23 protein-coding genes and 1 pseudogene are annotated in these 19115 nt (G+C 43.4%); 19 read left to right on the top strand and 5 right to left on the bottom strand.

The window, feature by feature from the left end; genetic code table 11:
• Positions 1-49 precede the first annotated feature (49 nt).
• Together uvsE and FED51_RS13140 are read left to right on the top strand one after the other, a co-directional pair.
• Complete coding sequence (uvsE, locus tag FED51_RS13145; RefSeq protein WP_053430888.1) at positions 50-1018, top strand: UV DNA damage repair endonuclease UvsE; 969 nt, start codon at positions 50-52, stop codon at positions 1016-1018.
• A gap of 65 nt (positions 1019-1083) precedes the next feature.
• Positions 1084-1527 carry a YlbF/YmcA family competence regulator gene (locus tag FED51_RS13140; protein WP_053430889.1) on the top strand — a complete coding sequence of 148 codons (444 nt, stop codon included), beginning with the start codon at positions 1084-1086 and terminating at the stop codon, positions 1525-1527.
• Positions 1528-1581: 54 nt separating this feature from the next.
• Here the strand turns inward: FED51_RS13140 and FED51_RS13135 are convergent, their stop codons facing one another.
• Positions 1582-1896, bottom strand: a complete 315-nt coding sequence (locus tag FED51_RS13135) for a hypothetical protein (RefSeq protein WP_053430890.1) — start codon at positions 1894-1896, stop codon at positions 1582-1584.
• A gap of 135 nt (positions 1897-2031) precedes the next feature.
• Between FED51_RS13135 and FED51_RS13130 the strand changes: the two genes are divergently transcribed.
• The 3 genes and pseudogenes from FED51_RS13130 (at position 2032) to FED51_RS13120 (ending at position 4116) form a co-directional block, all read left to right on the top strand.
• On the top strand, positions 2032-2310 hold the full coding sequence (locus FED51_RS13130; protein WP_053430891.1) for a YlbG family protein: 279 nt from the start codon (positions 2032-2034) through the stop codon (positions 2308-2310).
• A gap of 131 nt (positions 2311-2441) precedes the next feature.
• Positions 2442-2768 (top strand): annotated as a pseudogene (locus tag FED51_RS13125) (cytochrome C biogenesis protein).
• Positions 2769-2886: 118 nt separating this feature from the next.
• A complete protein-coding gene (locus tag FED51_RS13120; protein ID WP_010898743.1) occupies positions 2887-4116 on the top strand; it encodes an MFS transporter in 1230 nt (409 codons plus the stop codon).
• Between the two features lie 106 nt (positions 4117-4222).
• On the opposite strand, the gene FED51_RS13115 is transcribed toward FED51_RS13120, so the two are convergent.
• Entirely contained in the window at positions 4223-4612 is a 390-nt protein-coding gene (locus FED51_RS13115) for a DUF7147 family protein (RefSeq protein WP_010898742.1), read from the bottom strand.
• Positions 4613-4997: 385 nt separating this feature from the next.
• Here FED51_RS13115 and rsmD point away from each other — a divergent pair, with 385 nt between their 5' ends.
• Positions 4998-5567: a 16S rRNA (guanine(966)-N(2))-methyltransferase RsmD gene (rsmD, locus tag FED51_RS13110; RefSeq protein ID WP_053430892.1), complete on the top strand. Its 570-nt coding sequence runs from the start codon at positions 4998-5000 to the stop codon at positions 5565-5567.
• Positions 5564-6061, top strand: a complete 498-nt coding sequence (gene coaD, locus FED51_RS13105; RefSeq protein WP_010898740.1) for a pantetheine-phosphate adenylyltransferase — start codon at positions 5564-5566, stop codon at positions 6059-6061. The genes rsmD and coaD overlap by 4 nt, the downstream gene beginning before the upstream one ends.
• 68 nt (positions 6062-6129) lie before the next feature.
• Here the strand turns inward: coaD and ylbJ are convergent, their stop codons facing one another.
• The gene (ylbJ, locus tag FED51_RS13100; RefSeq protein ID WP_053430893.1) at positions 6130-7365 is read right to left on the bottom strand and encodes a sporulation integral membrane protein YlbJ; all 1236 of its coding nucleotides are present in this window, start codon (positions 7363-7365) and stop codon (positions 6130-6132) included.
• A gap of 116 nt (positions 7366-7481) precedes the next feature.
• On the opposite strand from ylbJ, the gene FED51_RS13095 reads away from it, so the two are divergent.
• Both FED51_RS13095 and FED51_RS13090 read left to right on the top strand, forming a co-directional pair.
• Positions 7482-8309, top strand: a complete 828-nt coding sequence (locus FED51_RS13095; RefSeq protein WP_010898738.1) for a patatin-like phospholipase family protein — start codon at positions 7482-7484, stop codon at positions 8307-8309.
• Positions 8287-9336, top strand: a complete 1050-nt coding sequence (locus FED51_RS13090; protein ID WP_010898737.1) for a SepM family pheromone-processing serine protease — start codon at positions 8287-8289, stop codon at positions 9334-9336. Before FED51_RS13095 ends, FED51_RS13090 begins: the two co-directional genes overlap by 23 nt.
• A 103-nt stretch (positions 9337-9439) precedes the next feature.
• Here FED51_RS13090 and FED51_RS13085 read toward each other — a convergent pair whose 3' ends face one another.
• Positions 9440-10690 carry a nucleotidyltransferase gene (locus FED51_RS13085; RefSeq protein ID WP_010898736.1) on the bottom strand — a complete coding sequence of 417 codons (1251 nt, stop codon included), beginning with the start codon at positions 10688-10690 and terminating at the stop codon, positions 9440-9442.
• Positions 10691-10889: 199 nt separating this feature from the next.
• Between FED51_RS13085 and FED51_RS13080 the strand changes: the two genes are divergently transcribed.
• The 4 genes from FED51_RS13080 (at position 10890) to FED51_RS13065 (ending at position 13340) form a co-directional block, all read left to right on the top strand.
• Positions 10890-11399 (top strand): YceD family protein, encoded by a 510-nt coding sequence (locus FED51_RS13080; protein WP_010898735.1) that lies wholly within the window; start codon positions 10890-10892, stop codon positions 11397-11399.
• Positions 11400-11479: 80 nt separating this feature from the next.
• Positions 11480-11653, top strand: a complete 174-nt coding sequence (rpmF, locus tag FED51_RS13075; protein WP_010898734.1) for a 50S ribosomal protein L32 — start codon at positions 11480-11482, stop codon at positions 11651-11653.
• Between the two features lie 115 nt (positions 11654-11768).
• Entirely contained in the window at positions 11769-12524 is a 756-nt protein-coding gene (locus FED51_RS13070; RefSeq protein ID WP_053430894.1) for an enoyl-CoA hydratase/isomerase family protein, read from the top strand.
• Positions 12525-12698: 174 nt separating this feature from the next.
• The gene (locus tag FED51_RS13065; protein WP_010898732.1) at positions 12699-13340 is read left to right on the top strand and encodes an RsfA family transcriptional regulator; all 642 of its coding nucleotides are present in this window, start codon (positions 12699-12701) and stop codon (positions 13338-13340) included.
• 35 nt (positions 13341-13375) lie between these two features.
• Here the strand turns inward: FED51_RS13065 and FED51_RS13060 are convergent, their stop codons facing one another.
• Positions 13376-13885, bottom strand: a complete 510-nt coding sequence (locus FED51_RS13060) for an N-acetyltransferase (RefSeq protein WP_053430895.1) — start codon at positions 13883-13885, stop codon at positions 13376-13378.
• A gap of 225 nt (positions 13886-14110) precedes the next feature.
• Between FED51_RS13060 and FED51_RS13055 the strand changes: the two genes are divergently transcribed.
• From FED51_RS13055 to ftsL, 6 genes are all read left to right on the top strand, one after another.
• A complete protein-coding gene (locus FED51_RS13055; protein WP_053430896.1) occupies positions 14111-15037 on the top strand; it encodes a 2-dehydropantoate 2-reductase in 927 nt (308 codons plus the stop codon).
• Positions 15034-15420, top strand: a complete 387-nt coding sequence (locus FED51_RS13050) for a DUF3397 domain-containing protein (RefSeq protein WP_053430897.1) — start codon at positions 15034-15036, stop codon at positions 15418-15420. Before FED51_RS13055 ends, FED51_RS13050 begins: the two co-directional genes overlap by 4 nt.
• Before the next feature lie 76 nt (positions 15421-15496).
• On the top strand, positions 15497-17113 hold the full coding sequence (gene bshC / locus FED51_RS13045) for a bacillithiol biosynthesis cysteine-adding enzyme BshC (protein WP_053430898.1): 1617 nt from the start codon (positions 15497-15499) through the stop codon (positions 17111-17113).
• A 154-nt stretch (positions 17114-17267) separates the two neighbouring features.
• Positions 17268-17699 (top strand): division/cell wall cluster transcriptional repressor MraZ, encoded by a 432-nt coding sequence (gene mraZ / locus FED51_RS13040; protein ID WP_053430899.1) that lies wholly within the window; start codon positions 17268-17270, stop codon positions 17697-17699.
• A gap of 29 nt (positions 17700-17728) precedes the next feature.
• Positions 17729-18661, top strand: a complete 933-nt coding sequence (rsmH, locus tag FED51_RS13035; protein ID WP_010898726.1) for a 16S rRNA (cytosine(1402)-N(4))-methyltransferase RsmH — start codon at positions 17729-17731, stop codon at positions 18659-18661.
• A gap of 47 nt (positions 18662-18708) precedes the next feature.
• A complete protein-coding gene (gene ftsL, locus FED51_RS13030) occupies positions 18709-19071 on the top strand; it encodes a cell division protein FtsL (RefSeq protein WP_010898725.1) in 363 nt (120 codons plus the stop codon).
• Positions 19072-19115 lie beyond the last annotated feature (44 nt).

The raw sequence follows: 19115 nt of genomic DNA, 5'->3' as shown, positions 1-19115 counted from the left end.
AAATTATAGATGTCCTACTTTAAAATGTCAATTGGAAGGAGAAGGTCGAATGCGCATTCAATTCGGCTATGTCGCCATGAGTATGGAACTTGCCAATGCCTCACCATCAAAAACGCTGACAGCTGCTCAGTTTGAAAAAATCGAAGATCACGAGGCAGGTTTGCGAAAACTCGAACGGATTGCCAAAACGAACTTGCACAATTGCCTTAGGTTGCTCAAACACAACCTTGCCTACCAGATTTCATTTTTCCGCCTTTCTTCAAAGCTTGTACCACTCGTGAATCACCCTTTAACAGAAGGATGGAAGTACGAGTTAGCCATTGCGGAAGAGCTTCAAGCCGTAGGAGAATTTGCCACCGAGCACCAGATGCGGATTGACTTTCACCCTGATCATTTTGTTGTGCTCAATAGTGAGGCAAAGGAGATCACAAGGCGATCGTTGCAAACCCTCCTATACCATTATAAGTTACTAAAAGGGATGGGGATCGACCCGAGACATCGCTGCGTCCTACATGTGGGGGGAAAGAAAAAAGGGGTAGAGGCAGGACTGGAACAGTTTATCGAAAATACCGCTAGTATCCCAAAGGCGTTATTATCTATGATCATGCTAGAAAATGATGATAAAAGCTATACAATTGATGATGTGCTCTATCTAGGTGAAAAGCTCGCCATTCCTGTTGTTTTAGATATCCATCACCATGACGTTTTGCATCGGAGCAAATCATTACAGGAGACATGGCAACGAATCGTCGCCACATGGGAGGATAGTCCGCTCCCCGTAAAAATTCATCTATCGAGTCCATTATCAGGTGAGGATGATCCTAGGCACCATGATTACATCAATGCTGATCGATTCATCGCCTTTTTGCATGAAATTGGAGCTGATGCGGTCGATCATCTTCACGTCATGATTGAGGCGAAAAAGAAAGATTTGGCCCTCTTTCAATTGATGAAAGATTTAGCAGAATATGATGAAATAACGGTCGTATCAAAGAGCGCGGTCGAGTTTAACCCATAGGTTTTGCCGATCAGTAGAGCGAGAGCTTTGTCCATGTTATAATGAAGGGGAAAGGGGATGATGGTATGCTCACATCCATCGATACGTCCTTGTTGATCGAACAGGCAGATCAGCTTGGCGCTATGATTAAGGACTCTGAACCTTTTCATCACTATATCGAGGCAAAACGAGCATTGCAACAAAATAAAGAAGCTCAACAGCTGATTGCTGAATTTAATAAAATGAAAGACATGCACGAAGAGGTACAGCGTTTCGGAAAATACCATCCTGACTATGACCGTGTGTCGCGTGAGATTCGCATGCTAAAACGAACGTTAGATTTACATCCGTCCGTCGTAGCATTTAAAGAAGCAGAAGCGGAATTGGAGTCGCTTTTAAATGAGCTGTCAGTCATGATTGCTCGCGCGGTGTCCCCATCAATCAAAGTGCCAACAGGGAATCCATTTTTTGATTCAATTGGCTGCGGTGGCGGTTGTGGTTCCGGTGGTGGGTGCAGCTGTAGTGCCTAATGATTGGACACGCTGTTTCATGCTGAAGCAGTGTGTTTTTACGTTTAAAGGCGATTAAGTGCTAAAACGAATGCAGTCGATGCATCCATTACCACAACAAAACATTTTCCGTAATGGAACATAGAAACGGACACGATAGACGTAGGTTTGAGCAAAGGTACGAACATATACAAGATCAGCGTGTAATTGTTTTCCTTTCATCACTAGTCCGGCCGCTTCCTTTAACAAATGCTCTAGCTGATTTCGTAAAAGCGGTGTCTTTACATAAAGAAAGGGAAAGCCACTGTATGTGCGACTCGAAAGGTTTTCAATTTTATCCTGACTTCGAAGTTCGCGAAGAAAGTCAGTCCAGACAAGGTCTAAGTCCATGGAAGGTCCATCCTTTACAGCAAGAAGTTTTACATTCATTATACAAAAACATTCAGCATTGTTGTATGATTGAAGGGACGGATTGTTTCTGATAGACTAATGGAAGCAAGCATTAAGAAAAGGGGATCTAACTACATGCTTACTAGCAATCGCCAAGGCATGGCTGTCTACCTCACATCATTAAAATTTGCACGACAACTTAGACGTTTCGGGTACGTCCACTATGTTTCGAAAAAAATGAGATATGTCGTTTTATATTGCAACGAAGAAGCTGTCCAAACGACGATGAAGAAGCTTCAATCATTTCATTTTGTAAAAGACGTTCAGCTTTCCATGCGCCCTTATGTGCAAACAGAGTTTCAAAATGCAAAGCCTGATAAAGCGAAAGAGTACGATTATAAGATGGGTTTATAAAGGATTGCGAGAAAATGACCTTTACAGTCGGTGATTTTCCTTCATCCAGAATAACTTTTACAAAAATGCATCACATCATGTGGTGCATTTTTTAGTTCAATCACCATCCAGTAGAAAAGGGAGGGAGTCCGATGACCTTTTTTACGTTTGTAAAAATTGAAGTGCTAATACCTGAGGAATATATCGAAAACTTAAGAGATGAACTAAATCACTTAGGTATTCTAACTGTTGGTGACTATGACCATGTCGTTTCTTTTGCTTCTGTAAAAGGGTATTGGAGACCTATTTAAAAAGCTAATCCTTTTCAAGGAGAAAGGGGGAAAATTTCATTTGGCACTGAATGTAAAATGGAATTTAGATGCTCTTACAGTAAGATAAATGAAGTAAAAAGTTTAATTCATAGCATTCACCCATACGAAGAACCTATTATAAACGTAATCCCTTTATTGAACGAATAAAAAGTTCGAAAGCATTAATTGTTCCAGACAGAACGGATCCACTCTTTCACAAAGCGTATCTCTTGAATATTTCGTTTTTCGAAATATATAATATAAGAGGTAGTAAGGACGTGATCATATGAAAGGGTGGAAGCGTAACCTATATATTTTAGTTGTTTGTCAATTTTTAGTTGTAAGTGCAATGACGATGATCATCCCGTTTTTACCTCTTTATTTACAAGAGCTTGGCGTGACCGATCCGAGTGAGGTCAGCCTGTGGGCGGGGATCATTTTTGCTGCGAACTTTTTAACAGCTTTTTTATTTTCCCCCCTTTGGAGCAGGCTTGCTGATCGTTATGGACGGAAAATGATGATTTTACGGTCAGGCTTCGGGATGGCGCTGATTATCGGGTTAACGGGGTTTGCTCAAGGTCCCCTTTCTCTCCTTTGTCTTCGTTTATTAAACGGGGTCATTAGCGGCTTTATTCCAGCTTCCATTGGACTTGTTGCCACAAACACGCCGAAGGAAAAGGCTGGGTATGCCCTAGGGTTTCTTCAAGCGGGCGCTGTCTCAGGTGGGATTTGTGGACCGCTCATTGGAGGGATTATGGCTCAGGCTTTCGGGTATCGGATGATTTTCTTTCTTACAGGCCTGTGCATTTTCATTGCCGCGCTCGTTGTTTTACTGTTCGTCAATGAACAGTTTACCCCAAACCCGAAAGAAGAAAAAACGAACACATGGGGTGAGTTTAAGAAAATTACGGCGATACGGCCGATTTTCTCCCTCTATGTCGTCGTGTTTTTAATTCAGTTTGCTGTTATGGGGGTTAATCCCCTCATCTCGCTGTTTGTTGAAGAGTTGGTTTCTGGTGTGAATGTCGCTCTGTTTGCCGGACTAGCCATTTCAGCCACAGGGTTTGCGAACATGCTTTCTTCCATGCAATTAGGAAAATTAAGCGATAAGGCAGGGGCGCACCATGTCCTATTTTTCTGTTTACTCGGCACAGTGATCTTTATGATCCCGCAAGCCTTTGTTCAACAATTGTGGCAATTGATTGTTCTTCGCTTTTTTGTTGGCTTGTCGCTCGGTGGTTTACTGCCGGCTGCGAATGCCCTTGTCCGAATGCATGCCCCGAAAGGAATGGAAAGCCGAACATATGGATTTTCTACTAGCGCTCTTTATTTAGGGAATATGGTAGGACCGACGGTTGGAGGGGCAGTCGTGGCCACTGTTGGAATCCGCGGGCTTTTTCTCATTTCGGCTTTCACACTACTCTTGACGGTATGGATCGTAAAAGGAAAGGTCATGCCTGCTTCTGATAAGCAGTTCCGCTATGAACAAAACGAACGAAAAATCGCTTCCTCATGATGAGGAGGCGACTTTTTGTACTCCAAAATATGAATTTAGGTAGACTTTGTGATGAGCTAACCGTTTATCGAATATGAGATTAAATTTTCAATTTAGTAAGGGTACACTAGGAAAGTGGGGGGATAAAACGATTCATTCGCAACACGCCAATTAAATATTGGTAGTAAAGATCTTGTTCGTGAAAGTCAGTAGAGGGCTTCACCTCTAGGATATGGAGCTCTAGATCAAGTGCTTTCAGGCATTCATTCACAAGCTCACAACGTTTATTGGAAATCTCCTCCGGGTGGGGGATTCCTTCACGGCAAAAGTAAATCGGCATGAATTTACTGTCGGCTATTGGATCTAAAACAACCCCAAATGACACAACACGGCGTTGAGCAATCGAAGTATCGAAACGAATCACTCGATGAATGCGATGTGCATTTGTTTTCGCTAATTCAAGTAGTTCATATATGTCTGAATAGCCCGTTCCTAACTCGATAAACCGTTGAATCATGTAACGTTTCCCCTTTCTATTCTCATCCTCTAAAAATGTAACACGTCCCGTAGTATGTGTCGAGTTGTGGCAATAAAAAAATCCCCGTAAGAAATTGATCTTACGGGGTGCCCGTGATCATACGTTCTGTATGTACGAGGCTATGGGAGAGGAGAAACCGGAGGAAGAACTTATGGGGAAACGTAAGCCTTCTCCGCGGTTGTGCAACATTCATCGAATGCTGCTAGTCCTAGTATGACCATTCGCCATGAAGATATACGCATTTTTTCTTGTTTTTTTCTTATTGGATTATCTGACAAGCTTCGCAAAATTATGGTAGGATGAGAAAGGCGCGAACACATTTAAATAAGCCTTTTAAGCAACAGAATATAAAGGAGCTATTCATATGAGAGTGATCGCAGGTGAGCAAAAAGGATTGACGTTGAAAGCCGTGCCTGGGCATAAAACGAGGCCTACGACAGATAAAGTAAAAGAAGCCATTTTTAATATGATCGGACCTTTCTTCGATGGTGGGATTGGGCTTGATTTATATGGTGGTAGCGGGGGACTAGGGATAGAAGCGTTAAGTCGCGGAGTCGAACGAATGATTTTTGTCGACCAGCAAAAACGAGCGATTGAAACGATCAAACAGAATCTTTCCCACTGTGGTTTAGAAGGTCGTGCAGAAGTTTACCGCAATGATGCAAAGCGTGCGCTGCAAGTACTAACGAAGCGGGGCATTGTCTTTACCTATGTATTTTTAGATCCACCTTATGCGAAGCAGACGATCAAAAATGATCTGGCGATTCTTGCAAACCATGGGCTTTTAGAAGAGGGCGGAGTGGTCGTCTGTGAGCATGACCGGGATACGATGCTACCTGATCAAATTGAGTATGCGGTCAAGCATAAAGAAGAAACCTATGGTGACACAATGATTACAATATATAAGTATGAGAAAGGTGGGAATCTGGAATGACATCGATTGCGGTATGCCCTGGGAGCTTTGATCCAGTCACATTAGGTCACCTTGATATTATTCAACGGGGCGCCAATGTGTTTGACGAGGTCATTGTCGCTGTATTACATAATCGAAACAAAGTGCCTCTCTTTTCGGTGGAGGAGCGACTTGAACTATTAAAAAAGGCGACGGAACATATTCCAAATGTTACGATTGATTCATTTAATGGCTTATTGATCGACTATGTAAAACAAAAACAAGCAAAGGCGATCATCCGTGGACTTCGAGCCGTATCCGATTTTGAATATGAAATGCAAGCCGCATCCATTAATAAAAAGCTAGGGCCTGATGTAGAAACGTTTTTTATGATGACGAGCAATCAATACTCCTATTTAAGCTCGAGTATCGTAAAAGAAGTAGCAAAATATGAAGCAGACGTGTCGGATATCGTTCCACCGGTTGTTGCGGAGGCACTGAAAGCGAAATTTTCTTCGAGCCCTCGGAACAAGTAGGTTTGTGAGTGACGCCCACCCTTTTCATCGAGGTGGGCGATTTTTTCGAACCTTCCTTAATCCTTTCGTTAAGGCTCGGCTCGCTCAAGTCCTCTCTTAGCCATAAGAAATATAAAAATGATAAGCATGATGAGGGTAAACAGCGATCCATACATATGGAGCCAATGCCACAACGTTGTACCAAGGCCAGATGAACCATTTGATAAAAAAGCAGGGATGACACTAGAAATGTTACCTCCGGAAGAATTTTCAGTATACACATACGGCCATAGGATGACAGAAATAATCGCTGCAAAAAAGCCGTGAAAAATGCGAGCGACAAAAAACGGTTTAAACCGGATGTCGGTTTCTGCTAAAATGCTCGCGACTTGGGCTTGAACAGAAAAACCGCAAAAAGCTAAAAAGAAGCTTGTCACAACCACTTGTTGAAACAAAGTGGCTTCGGTTACTTGGCTCGCAAGCTGGGCGCCGAGTGTGATTTCAAACAAGCCAGAAATAAGCGGGATGCTTAATTCGTTGGGCAGTTGAAAAAAAGAAAGTATAATAGAGAATAGCACCGCCAGAAAGTCGGTAAAACCGATCAACGTGAGGATTCGGTTCAGCACAGAAAACAAAATGATAAAGCCCCCCACCATTAACAGCGTACGGACGGATGACTGAACAGCATCTCCAAGAAGTTTTCCGAGCGGGCGCCCGTCTTTTTTACGCTCTTCGTAAATAATAGACATTGCATGGTTAAGTGACCGGTCTTGTGGTTTACGCTGTTGCCGAAGAAAACGCTCCTCCTCTGATCCATGAAAACGCATGAGAATGCCGACGCAAATATTGCCAAGATAATGGGAGAGGGCCAGCAGAAGACCGAGGGCTGCATTTTGAAAAAAACCGACGGCGATTGCACCAAAAATAAATAACGGGTTGGAAGAGTTGGTGAACGAGACGAGACGCTCCGCTTCAATCTTCGTCAATTTCTTTTCCTGTCGCATCCTTGCCGTTAGCTTTGCGCCGGCGGGATATCCAGATGCAAGTCCCATGGCCCAGACAAAGCCTCCTACACCAGGAACGCGAAAGATCGGGCGCATGAGTGGCTCAAGAAAGGTTCCGAGTAAACTAACGACACCGAAGCCGATCAACAGCTCGGACACAATAAAAAAAGGAAGCAGGGATGGAAAGACGACATCCCACCACATGGTAAGCCCTCTGGTTGAGGCTTCGAGTGCTTCTTTTGGAAAAATCATTAAGGAGGCTGCTAAGCAAGTAATCATGACAGCGATGAGAAACGTTCGAATTTTGGCGATTTCAGTCATAACATCCTCCTTGGACAGCAAAAAGATTCTCACTTAAATATACGTATACAAGCTTCATTTAGACCATATCAATGAAGAACGTAATGCGATTCCTTGGCAGAAGAGGAGCTGATAATGTGGGAAAAGTCCATCGACCAAAAATTGGATTGGCTTTAGGGTCAGGTGGAGCTCGTGGGTATGCACATATCGGTGTGTTGAAAGTATTAGAACAGGAAAAGATACCGATAGACTATCTCGCCGGTAGTAGTATGGGAGCCCTTGTGGCCTCTTTGTACGGAGCCGGTCATCCAACGGAACATCTGATTCGTTTTGCCAATCTGTTTAAACGAAAATATTATTTGGATTTTACGGTCCCGAAAATGGGGTTTATCGCTGGCCATCGCGTGGAGGAGCTTATCCGTGTCCTTGCAAAAAAGAAGCGAGTGGAAGAGTTAGACCCACCTGTGCGAATTGTAGCGGCTGATTTGCTTAAAGGCGAGCGGGTTATTTTGCAAGAAGGGGACGTTGCAGAAGCTGTGCGGGCAAGCATTGCGATTCCCGGTATTTTTGTTCCGAAAAACATAAACGACCGACTGCTCATTGACGGCGGCGTTATTGACCGTGTACCTGTCTCTGTCGTCAAGGAGATGGGGGCCGATCTAACGATTGCAGTAGATTTGACCATTTTTCGCGAGGAGCTAGAGATTCGTTCCGTTTACGATGTCATTTTGCAAACGATGGATATGATGTCGAAGGAGCTCGTTCGCGTCCAAGAAATTGATTGCACTGTTATGATTAGGCCGATGAATGATCGCTATCGCTCGTTATCGAGTTCGATCGACTTTGAAGCGGTAAACGATTTAATTCTGCTAGGGGAACGAGCGGCGATAGCGAAAATTCCAGAAATTAAAGATGCAATCGCTACGTGGAAGGAGACCCATTATGAGACAGACGAAAAAGCGTAAATTTCAAAAACGGTGGATCATCCTCATTGCGATCCTTGCCTTTATTCACTTCTTTCAACTGCCTTATTATTATTCAGAACCTGGAGAAGGAAAAGTGCTCAGCGAAGTGATTAATGTTGAAGGGGGACATGAGGAAGATGGCACCTTTATGTTGACAACAGTGCGAATGGGTAAGGCGAACCCTATTTTTTATTTTTGGGCTCAGTTCAGTGAGTATCGGGAGTTGTATCCAGAAGAGCAAATTCGCCATGAGGGAGAAACAGACGAAGAATATCACCATCGTCAGTTGATGTTGATGGATCATTCGAAAGTAACGGCGAAAATCGTTGCCTATGAACATGCAAACCGGCCGGTTGACTATACATATCACGGGGTCCTTGTGACACAAGTGATTGACGGGATGCCAGCAGCAGAAAAGCTAAAAGCTGGAGATCATATTATTGCGGTTGATGACGAGCCTGTCTTAGAAGCAGATGAACTTCTCGAAAAACTCCAAGGAAGAACGGAAGGGGAGACGGTGAAGCTAACGGTCAAACGAGAAGAGGGAGAGCCGTTCGATGTGATCCTCACCTTTGAACCTTTCCCTGAGCACTTGCAAGTAGAAGACGGACGAGTAGGAGTAGGAATCAGTTATCCTGTAACCGATCGAGATGTCATTTTCGATCCAGAAGTGACCATTGATTCTAGTGAAATTGGCGGTCCTTCTGCCGGGCTCATGTTCTCACTGGAAATATACAATCAATTACAGGAAGAGGATTTAACAAAGGGGTATCACATTGCTGGGACTGGCTCGATCAATGAAGAAGGTGAGGTAGGCCGGATTGGCGGTGTGAAACAAAAAATCGTCGCGGCCCATAAGGCGGGAGCGGATTATTTTCTAGCCCCAAATGAACATGGCGCAGAACAATCAAATTACAAAGAAGCCTTAGAAGCTGCTGAAGATATTGGAACCGAGATGAAAATCATTCCGATTGACACGTTTGAGGAAGCGCTTCAGTTTTTGCAAAGCTTAGAACCGCGCGTTTAATTCGTAGGAAACAGTCAAAACCATCCCACCGTATGTTAGGATTCGGGATGGTTTCTTTCCTTTGACAATCGAGTTGAGATGATGAGATTTCTGAAGGGATCGACTACGCTTCTTTTTTTGGTTCAGGCTTGTGATCGATTCGAATCGGCGTGCGATGGAACTCCTCTTTTAGACGTTTTTGTTGTAAGCTTGGTGGAAACGAGGCATAATAACTAAATGCCGCGCGCAAATCTAGGTTCATCATCCTGTCGTCAACTTTTGCAGGTCGTGTAATGACGGGGGTCGTCAGCTGCTTTTTTTTCCCGTTTAAATACATTTGCCCACGAGACGTCATGCCGAGCAAACGAATGTACGGGAGAGACTCTGTCCCTCGAGGTAAAACCGAGTGAATCTCTTCTTTTGTTGTATTTGTAAAAAGGTGGGTAGCATACCGCTGGATTCTTGTCCACGTGTAACGTTTTGTTTTCATCTTTGTCATCCAGTCGTGAAAAGAAGTAGCCGAGACAATCGTTTTAAGCGCTCGGTATTCAAGGCCTTCTTCTCCTTCATAAATAGCATGTAGCTGTTCAGGTGTGGCGGTGAGCAACCGATACTTTAACAAAGGAAATAGTCGCTCCCAGGATGGGAGGAAGGTTGTTTCTTTTTCAAACGATTTCAGCATCTCTGTCGTATACGAAGGGACCACTCGATCAACCATCTGCCATCCCTCTTTTGTTTTAAGCGATTTTCGAATGCTCGTTGCACTAGCGATGGAGCTTTCGTTAAGTGAATCGTCATGGTAGCCTGCTTTGATTCTTGGGATGGTCATGGCTTTAATGGAAGTATGTAAGTCGTAGATCGCTTTCACATAATGGAAGCCAAGAATGTTGTTTGGTCGGCTTAAATCCAAATGTTCAGCAGATCCTTCAAGTCGCTTGAACGCTAGGCTTGTGGCAGTTGGATAGCTCATTCCTTTATCTAGCTCTTCTTTGATCATTCGATCCCATGCCAAGCGATGCTTGGCCATAAAGTGGTAGAGTCGGTGAAACGGTTCGATCGTTCCTTCTTCACTGCCGAAGCAAAGAGCGTCTGCCTCAAGCGCCGCTAAAATGGAAACAGCACCTGTGGCAAACCATTCGGCCTTTTGTGTGGAAAAGGCATATGGGAGCTCCACGACAAGATCAGCACCACCTTGTAGCGCAAGGGAGGTGCGTTCCCATTTCGGCAAAATAGCAGGTTCTCCGCGCTGTAAAAAATATCCGCTCATAACCGCAATGACAACATCGGCCTTTGCCTGTTTGCGGGCTTCCGTCAAATGATGCAAATGACCGTTATGAAATGGGTTGTATTCGACAACGACACCGACGGCTTTCATAGGCGCCTCCTTTTTGACAATTTTATTTTGGTGCATCCCCCTTTACGACAGTGGGAGGAAAGTGCTACAATGACTTTCAATTATCACGTTTGTCCAATGATGTCTTTTTCATTATAGACAAGTCAGTGTAAAGAAAAAAGGTTGACAAACAAAATAGGTAAGACTATAATTACTCTTGTTGCCTTGAGGTGATCACATGTTGAAATGGAACATGCAACAGCTTCGCGCGGCGAAGCATCGTCAATTTTCTTTTGATGAGACGGTAAACCTTGATCGTCTGAAGGAAGTAAACGAAGAAATTCGTTCAGTCTCCCCTGTTCAGGTTCGTGGTGAAGCAATCTTTACAGGTAACGTCGTTCGTTTCCCGTTACATATTACAGGAACGTTGATCTTGCCATGCTCTCGAACCCTTGCAGATGTGGAGTTCCCATTTGATTTAACAGTGGAAGAGCAATTTACTGAATCTGATTATGTCGCAGCAAGCGATGAAGACATTCATTTAATTGAGGGAGAAACGGTAGACCTACTACCGTTTGTCGAGGAACATATTCTCCTTGAGATTCCGATGCAAGTTTTTGCTGAAGATGGCGAGCAAGGTGAGGCCCCTCCTCAAGGAAAAGGGTGGGAGCTGATCACAGAGCCAGAGGCACAGGAGAAAAAAGTGGACCCGCGGCTCGCGGATTTGGCAAAGTTTTTTGATAAGCAGTAGGGATGAAGAAGGAATGAGGCTACCTCATCCCCTTTCATTTCATACATGTTGTTTTTAAGTCCGGTAAGGAGGTGGGAATGATGGCAGTACCTTTCAGAAGAACGTCAAAAACACGTAAAAGAAAGCGTCGTACTCACTACAAGTTAGCTGTACCTGGTATGGTTAAATGCCCAGAATGTGGTGAAATGAAACTTGCTCACCGCGTATGTAAAGAGTGTGGCTCTTATAAAGGCCAAGATGTTTTAAGTAAATAATGGAAGAAATTCTGGTAAAAAACTCGCCTGAAGAAAGGCGGGTTTTTTGCTTATTCAGTAATTTTATAAAGGGAAGTCGGCTTGAGTGTTGAACTTGTCATAAGGAGGGAATAAGATGAGCAAAGTGTTATACATACAAGATCATGATGTGACATGGATTCAATTTAATCGACCAGAAAAGCGAAATGCGATAGATGAAGAGACGATGGATCTGTTTGCCGAGGCTTTGGCACAAGCAAAAGGTGATCAAAGTAAGGTGATCATTGTGACAGGTGCAGGGGAAAAAGCATTTTGTGCGGGTGGGGATCTTTCCTCTTTTCACAAATTGAAAACGGAATCGGAAGCAAAGGCGATGCTAGCAAAAATGGCGAAGATCCTTTTAGATGTTTATTATTGTCCAAAGTTAACAGTGGCAGCATTGAACGGGGCTGCAGTCGGTGGGGGATGTGAAATTGCAGCGGCCTGTGACCTTCGCTTGGCTGCACCTCACAGCAAATTTGGATTTATTCAAGGAACGTTAGGGATTACGACCGGATGGGGTGGCACCTCATTTTTAATGACGCGGGTTCAGCCTCATGTAAGTCTTGAAATGACAATGACTGGGAAGGTGTACTCGTCTGACGTAGGAGAAAATCTTGGATTTATCCAAAAGGTTATCCAAAAGATCCCTTTTCGTGAAGGAGTGAAAGAATGGCTTGGTCTATACACAGTACTCGACCAGGAGGTGCTTGCAGCTTATAAGGAGCGTCACCTTGACAGAATCTCTAGGAAAGAGCTGATATGGCGAATCGAGCGGGAAGTAGCAAAGTGCGCACAGTTGTGGGAGCGAGATGCCCACCATGAAGCAGTCGATGCTTTTTTGAGGATGTAACGATTTCTTGATAATGGATTGCTAGTCTTTTTCATCCCTCCTCTTCTAATCTTTATCTGATCATGAATAGCTTATGGTTTTTAAGGACATAATCTTCTACTAGAAGAAAGTCTATCTTTTCTAGTAAGGGCATAAGTATTAGAAGAAGCTGAAAAATAAGAGGAGGGATTGCTATTGTCAGCTAATCGTCAAGATGCATGGACAAATGATGAAGACCTTATACTAGCGGAAGTTGTACTCCGGCATATTCGAGAAGGTAGTACGCAGTTAGCCGCTTTTGAGGAAGTGGGGGAGCGGTTGTCCCGAACAGCTGCAGCATGCGGCTTTCGTTGGAATTCAGCCATTCGAAAAAAGTATGAGGCTGCTATCGCTCTTGCGAAAAAGCAGCGAAAGCATTCGAAGCAAGTGAAGAAGGAAGTATCAGAGCCTGTCGAAACAGTAGAGGTGGCGATGGAGGTTGAAGCGAAACCTCAAAAACGACAGCAGAATCAAGTGGAAGTAGTAGAGGAGCAACAAGTTTCCTCTCAAGTAGACGAGAACGGTGGTTCCATCACGATGGAGAAAGTGATCGCCTTTTTGAAAAACCAGCAAACTCTACTTGGGCAAGATCAACGACTTCAGAAAGAAAAGCAACAGCTTCTCGATGAAAATGAAACGTTACGAAAAGAGAACGCAAGGCTTGAAAAGGAAATAAAGAAGATGCGTCAAGAGAAAATGACGATCGCTGAAGACTACCAGACGTTAATTTCCATTATGGATCGAGCCCGGAAGCTTTCCCTTGTCGGTCAAGAGAACGAACAGGCAATGGAAAAATAAAAAGCGAGCGGGCGTTGTTCCCGTTCGCTTTTCTTTTAATTTTCAAGGGTTTCCACAGGTCCTTCGTCTTCAGAGAGTTGTTCTTTTACTCCTTCTGGATACCAAACGTATGGACTTTCTCCACGGTCTCGATCCGTTTGGTATGTGACAGGCTCAAAGCCCATTTTCGTCCAAAATTCGTTTGAGCGTTGTCTGGCATTTGTTTTCACAGGTAAATTGAAGCTTTTCGCGAAATCAACAAGGGCGCGGCCAAATCCTTTCCCCCGGTATGGCTCAAGCACTTCTAGCTTCCATAGCTCTAAATAATCTTGAGGTGGTTCAAAATAACGGTCATACTTGCCGTCGATTCGATAAAGGCTCATGCGTGCAACGAGCTTACCACCAAAGTAAATCCCATAAAACGGAGATTCGCTATCGTTTTCAATAATATTCGCTTCGAGATCATCCTTCATCGAAAGTTCAGCAGCGCCGAACTCACGAAAGTTTCGGAACTCTTCAAGTGTTTTGTAATTGACAAGTAAGCGCTTAACTTCAATTTGTTGCATGACTTATTCCTCCTTTGACATAACTTCTCTCCATGTGTACGTTCAAAAAGATGGATGTTAAACATCTGTAAAGGATTACAATTCTATTTTACTATAAAAGCTTAGTTCAATTAACAATTTTCGTTGCAATAAAAAAAGTTTTACTATTCTCACAACTAAATTAACTAGTCCAATTCTTGTTCGTATGGTAAAATCTTGACCAAATAGGAAAAAAGGATGATACATATGGAGAAGCCGAGAGTAGCGGTCATTGGTTCTGGTTCGATAGGTCTCTTGCTATATGCCTATCTAAAGCTTGCAAATTGGCCAGCTCTCCTCGTAACGAATCGCCCGGAACAAGCTGATCATTTAAATAAAGAAGGGTTAACATTCGTTGCAAAATCAGGAGAACATCAGCCTATTTCCGTGACAGCAACTCCTTTGTCTTCTTTCTATGCAGAAGAGGCAGAGGTAGGGTTTATCACGGTAAAAAGTTTTGCAGTTAAAGCACTGTTACCACAACTCCAGAGGAAGAAGTGGGACGGTCTTGTTTTTTTTCAAAACGGTATGACCCATTTAGAAATCTTGCGCCAAATACCTGCTCGAGCTATTTGCTGCGGAATTGTCGAAATTGGTGCGAAACGAGAGAGCGATGTGAGGGTACAGCATACGGGAGACGGAACGATATGGATCGGTGATATGGTAGGAGATAGCAAGAATTTCGACCCGATGTGGGCTTGTTTGCATAACGTGGGACTTAAGGCTCAGAAAGTAACAAATTGGCGAGATAAAATGGAAAGAAAACTGATTGCCAATGCAGCAATAAATCCTTTAACTGGGTTATTTCGAGTCAAAAATGGGGCGCTTATTGAAAATCAGCTATTTTCGTTATTGTTGAAAGAGCTTGTGAAGGAAGCGTGTGTAACATTAGGGAGGGAAAGGGAAGTAGACGAACACCTTGCTTATACGCGGGCCATTTGTGATAAAACAGCAAATAACCTGTCCTCCATGTACATGGATTTGACTCATCATAGAAGAACTGAAATTGAGAGTATTACAGGATATCTTATAAAGGAAGCAGCTAAGAAAGGAATTGAAATCCCTAACACATCGTTTGTCTATCATGCGGTGATGGGAATGGATGAAGAGGGAAGGAAGGTGAGGATGGGTTGACAAATGCGCTCGTTTGGCTCGTGGCTACTGTGATTACAGTGCCCTTCATCGGATGGTATTTGGTTTATATTGTTGTTGTAAAATGGACGAAGAACAAGCGTCGATCTGTTCGGCTGGCATCTGATTTCTCTACACTACTGTTTATGTTAGGTGTCTATTTTATTCTAAAGTCGATGTGGACAAATATGTCTATTTGGATCATTCTTGCCGTGTTCTTTCTGATCGCAATGTTTTTTACATACATGCATTATAAGGTCGCAGAGGATATATACATTAGAAAGTTAGCGAGAGGAATTTGGCGATTGAACTTTCTGTTCTTCTTTATTCTTTACTTTCTTTTAAGTGGAGTCGGCCTTGTGGTGAACATTATGAAATTCTACTAAGCGTAATAGTTTGTGTGAAGAATGAATTTTGCTATAATTCAAGGCGTATCCTGGCGAGAAAGGACGTCTGTAAATTATGATTGTTGAGGAATTAAAGCTTCTCCCTTCATCTAAAGCTGCTAAAGATTATTTGAATAATCAGAACGACATGTTATCCTTTTTTGATTATAACATTCATCAACCGACTGTTTTTCAGCAACGCCTTAGTGACTTACAGGGGCAACCCTACGACCGCGATGCATTATCTAAAGCACTTCTGTCGTATCAAAAACGATTTGTTTTTCATGATAAAGCTGCTCAGCAAGTAGAAAAGTTGAAAGATCCCCGCTCCGTTGTCGTCATCGGTGGCCAACAGGCCGGCCTGTTAACAGGCCCCCTTTATACGATTTATAAAGCTGTGACCATTGTTTTGCTTGCAAGGGAACAAGAGCGAGCATTAGGCGTCCCAGTGGTTCCGGTGTTTTGGATCGCTGGAGAGGATCATGATCTTGATGAAATCAACGCTGTTCCCATTGAAAAAAACGGGAGATGGCGGTTACACAGAATTGAGGAAAAACGGAAGCGGATCGCAAGTGAAGCAGGCTTAAACAAAGAGACACTCGCCAAATGGTTAGCAACTGTATTTCGCTCCTTACCAGAAACAGAGCATACGCTCCCGTTGTATGAGCGTGTCAAAACGTTAGCTGGCAGATCGAATACATACACGGATTTTTTTGCCGAGCTCCTTCTCTATTTGTTTAGAGACGAAGGGCTTGTCGTTTTTGACTCAGGGGACCCGTCTTTTCGGACCTTGGAGAAATCCTGTTTTCACATGCTGATCCAAAAAACGAAAAACGTCCAAGGATCCTTTGCTCATCAAGTGAAAAAGCTTGAACAAGCTGGTTATGGAAGACCGATCATAACCGAAGAAACAAATGCTCATTTGTTTTATGTCGAGGAAGGGATTCGCTACCGTATCGATTATACTGGAGAAAATTATGAACTCAATGGAAAAAATCAAACGTTCTCTAGAGAAGAGTTGCTTGAGCACCTAACCCTTCACCCCGAGCGCTTTAGCAACAATGTTGTCACAAGGCCGGTCATGCAAGATGCGTTGTTCCCTGTCCTTGCCTTTGTGGCAGGCCCTGGAGAAATTTCGTATTGGGCAACGTTGAAACGAGTGTTTCATGAATGTGGGATGAAGATGTCTCCAGTTGTCCCCCGCATTTCGGCAACATGCGTGCCGTCTGCTGTACAAAAATGGTTTGCTGAAAAACAGTATTCATATGAAAAAGCGATCGCACACGGATTAGAAAAGGAGAAAGAAGGATGGCTAGAAGAACAAACCCCGTGGCCGATTGATCAAGTGGTGGAGGAAGCGATTACTCAAATCCGCCATAGTCATAAACCTATAAAAGACCTAGCGGAACAGATCGGAGAAACACCTGGTAAATTAGCGAATAAAAACTGGTCTATTATTGAGAGTCAACTTCGGTTTATGGAGCGCCGAATGAAGCGGCACGTTCGGGAACGATTTGAACATGAGCTATCTAAGTTTGATGAAGCAGAAAGGTGGCTCAAACCTAATGGTTTATTACAAGAACGTCATGATCATGTGATCCAATTGTTAAATATCGTAGGTGATGACTTCATCCCTAGGCTCATTTCCATGAATATCAACAAAATGGGCGTCCATTACCTCGTAAAACTGTAAATATTCGTCTAAGATCCCTGTCGAAAGAAAGGGAAGAAAAAATCCTGCCATTTGTGCAGGATTTTTTTGTTAGGAAAAGAATCAAAAATAATAGTGGTGAAAAGTGGGGGGATGTGGTAGATTAAAGGTAGAAAGTGGGGGGAGCTGGAGTCTCATGTTCATGGGGGAATATCGCCACAATGTGGATGAAAAAGGACGGATGATTATCCCTGCGAAGTTTCGTGATGAATTAGGCGAGACATTCGTTGTAACCCGTGGGCTGGACCGTTGCTTGTTTGTGTACCCTCAAGTGGAATGGAAAAAGCTCGAAGAATCACTTAAAAACCTCCCATTTACGAAAAAAGACGCCCGTGCTTTTACCCGTTTCTTTTTCTCGGGGGCTACGGAATGTGAACTAGACAAACAGGGAAGAGTAAATATTGCCTCCCCATTGCGTGAATTTGCCCAGTTGAAAAAAGAATGTGTCGTCATCGGTGTTTCTAACCGAGTGGAGATTTGGAGCAAAGAGCTTTGGGAAGAGTACTTTGCAGAGTCCGAAGAATCATTTAGTGAGATTGCTGAAAACATCGTTGATTTTGATTTGTAAACGGTCGGGACGTAAAAGGAGCTCGAATCATGTTCGAACATGTTACCGTATTAAAAAACGAATCTGTTATAGGGTTAAATATTAAGCCTGATGGCATCTATGTGGACTGCACGCTAGGTGGGGCAGGGCACTCTCAGGAAATTGTTAAACAATTAACGGGAGGCGGCCATTTATATGCGTTCGATCAAGACCAATATGCTCTTTCGCATGCAAAAGAAACGCTTAGCCCTTATCGTGGTTCATTCACGTTAATCGAAAGTAATTTTCGTTATATGAGAGAAAAATTAGAGGAACTTGGTGTTCACCACGTCGACGGGGTTCTTTTCGATCTCGGTGTTTCCTCCCCTCAACTTGATGAGGATGAAAGAGGATTTAGTTATCATCGAGATGCTCCACTGGATATGAGAATGAATCGCTCACAGTCATTATCTGCTTATGAGGTTGTGAATCAATGGGATTTCATTGAGTTAATGAAGATCATTTCCCGTTATGGTGAGGAGCGGTTTGCCAAACAGATTGCTCGGAAAATAGAGCAATCTAGGGAAAAAAAGCCGATTCGAACGACAGGTGAATTAGTTGACATTATTAAGGAGGCCATTCCTGCGCCTGCTAGACGGACGGGGGGGCATCCGGCTAAACGAACTTTCCAGGCGATTCGAATTGCAGTAAATGATGAACTTGGAGCATTTGAAGAGGCGTTGGAAGCAGCCATTGACCTGACGGCTCCAAAGGGCAGGATTTGTGTCATTACATTTCATTCATTAGAGGATCGTATTTGCAAAGAAATGTTTCGCGAGGCTAGTAAGGGACCGGATGTTCCTCCTGGTTTGCCTGTCATTCCTGAGGAGTACAAAGCAACATTGAAGCTTATTACGAAAAAGCCGATCGTTCCGACTGCCGAAGAAATTGAACTGAACAATCGAGCACGATCAGCGAAGTTACGAATCGCTGAGAAACAATAGACAGGACACCTACTAAACAACATAAAGAAAAAAGGGGAGGTTGAACTATGCAAAACGTAGCAAGATCGATTGAACATGTCCGCCGACAACCGGGACAAGCTCCGCAACAACCTGCGCCAAGGCCGAGAAGGCAAAGAGGGAAAATTACAAAAGGGGAAAAAATGTTACTAGGAATGCTAACGGTCGCGTTTTTACTGTTCATCGGTTTTTCGGTACATAATTATGCCACCATGTACTCTGTCAATCGAGAGATTCATGAACTTGAACAGACGGTTGCAGCTCAAGAGCAAATTAATGATGGTCTTTCATTGCAAGTTGTTGAACTGAGCAGTCCGGAACGTATCCTGAAAATTGCGAAAAGCCTTGGAATGAAATTAGAGGATGAGAATGTGAAGGTCGTTCAAAACTAGTTCTCCCGAGGAACTAGTTTTTTCGCGTAGTAACGAACGTGTCT

The organism is Halalkalibacterium halodurans (assembly GCF_005671335.1).
In the GTDB taxonomy this organism is placed as follows: domain Bacteria; phylum Bacillota; class Bacilli; order Bacillales; family Bacillaceae_D; genus Halalkalibacterium; species Halalkalibacterium halodurans.
The sequence above is the reverse complement of the archived record's forward strand: the minus strand, read 5'-3'. Positions and strand labels throughout refer to the sequence as shown.

What these genes read in the sequence shown, in the direction of transcription:
- FED51_RS13060 (WP_053430895.1), bottom strand. Translation starts at nt 13,885, where the DNA reads ATGCAACAAATTGAAGTTAAGCGCTTACTTGTCAATTACAAAACACTT.
- coaD (WP_010898740.1), top strand. Translation starts at nt 5,564, where the DNA reads ATGACATCGATTGCGGTATGCCCTGGGAGCTTTGATCCAGTCACATTA.
- rsmD (WP_053430892.1), top strand. Translation starts at nt 4,998, where the DNA reads ATGAGAGTGATCGCAGGTGAGCAAAAAGGATTGACGTTGAAAGCCGTG.
- FED51_RS13085 (WP_010898736.1), bottom strand. Translation starts at nt 10,690, where the DNA reads ATGAAAGCCGTCGGTGTCGTTGTCGAATACAACCCATTTCATAACGGT.
- FED51_RS13055 (WP_053430896.1), top strand. Translation starts at nt 14,111, where the DNA reads ATGGAGAAGCCGAGAGTAGCGGTCATTGGTTCTGGTTCGATAGGTCTC.
- ftsL (WP_010898725.1), top strand. Translation starts at nt 18,709, where the DNA reads ATGCAAAACGTAGCAAGATCGATTGAACATGTCCGCCGACAACCGGGA.
- FED51_RS13090 (WP_010898737.1), top strand. Translation starts at nt 8,287, where the DNA reads ATGAGACAGACGAAAAAGCGTAAATTTCAAAAACGGTGGATCATCCTC.
- bshC (WP_053430898.1), top strand. Translation starts at nt 15,497, where the DNA reads ATGATTGTTGAGGAATTAAAGCTTCTCCCTTCATCTAAAGCTGCTAAA.
- rsmH (WP_010898726.1), top strand. Translation starts at nt 17,729, where the DNA reads ATGTTCGAACATGTTACCGTATTAAAAAACGAATCTGTTATAGGGTTA.
- FED51_RS13115 (WP_010898742.1), bottom strand. Translation starts at nt 4,612, where the DNA reads ATGATTCAACGGTTTATCGAGTTAGGAACGGGCTATTCAGACATATAT.
- FED51_RS13070 (WP_053430894.1), top strand. Translation starts at nt 11,769, where the DNA reads ATGAGCAAAGTGTTATACATACAAGATCATGATGTGACATGGATTCAA.
- uvsE (WP_053430888.1), top strand. Translation starts at nt 50, where the DNA reads ATGCGCATTCAATTCGGCTATGTCGCCATGAGTATGGAACTTGCCAAT.
- rpmF (WP_010898734.1), top strand. Translation starts at nt 11,480, where the DNA reads ATGGCAGTACCTTTCAGAAGAACGTCAAAAACACGTAAAAGAAAGCGT.
- ylbJ (WP_053430893.1), bottom strand. Translation starts at nt 7,365, where the DNA reads ATGACTGAAATCGCCAAAATTCGAACGTTTCTCATCGCTGTCATGATT.
- FED51_RS13140 (WP_053430889.1), top strand. Translation starts at nt 1,084, where the DNA reads ATGCTCACATCCATCGATACGTCCTTGTTGATCGAACAGGCAGATCAG.
- FED51_RS13130 (WP_053430891.1), top strand. Translation starts at nt 2,032, where the DNA reads ATGCTTACTAGCAATCGCCAAGGCATGGCTGTCTACCTCACATCATTA.
- mraZ (WP_053430899.1), top strand. Translation starts at nt 17,268, where the DNA reads ATGTTCATGGGGGAATATCGCCACAATGTGGATGAAAAAGGACGGATG.
- FED51_RS13135 (WP_053430890.1), bottom strand. Translation starts at nt 1,896, where the DNA reads ATGGACTTAGACCTTGTCTGGACTGACTTTCTTCGCGAACTTCGAAGT.
- FED51_RS13120 (WP_010898743.1), top strand. Translation starts at nt 2,887, where the DNA reads ATGAAAGGGTGGAAGCGTAACCTATATATTTTAGTTGTTTGTCAATTT.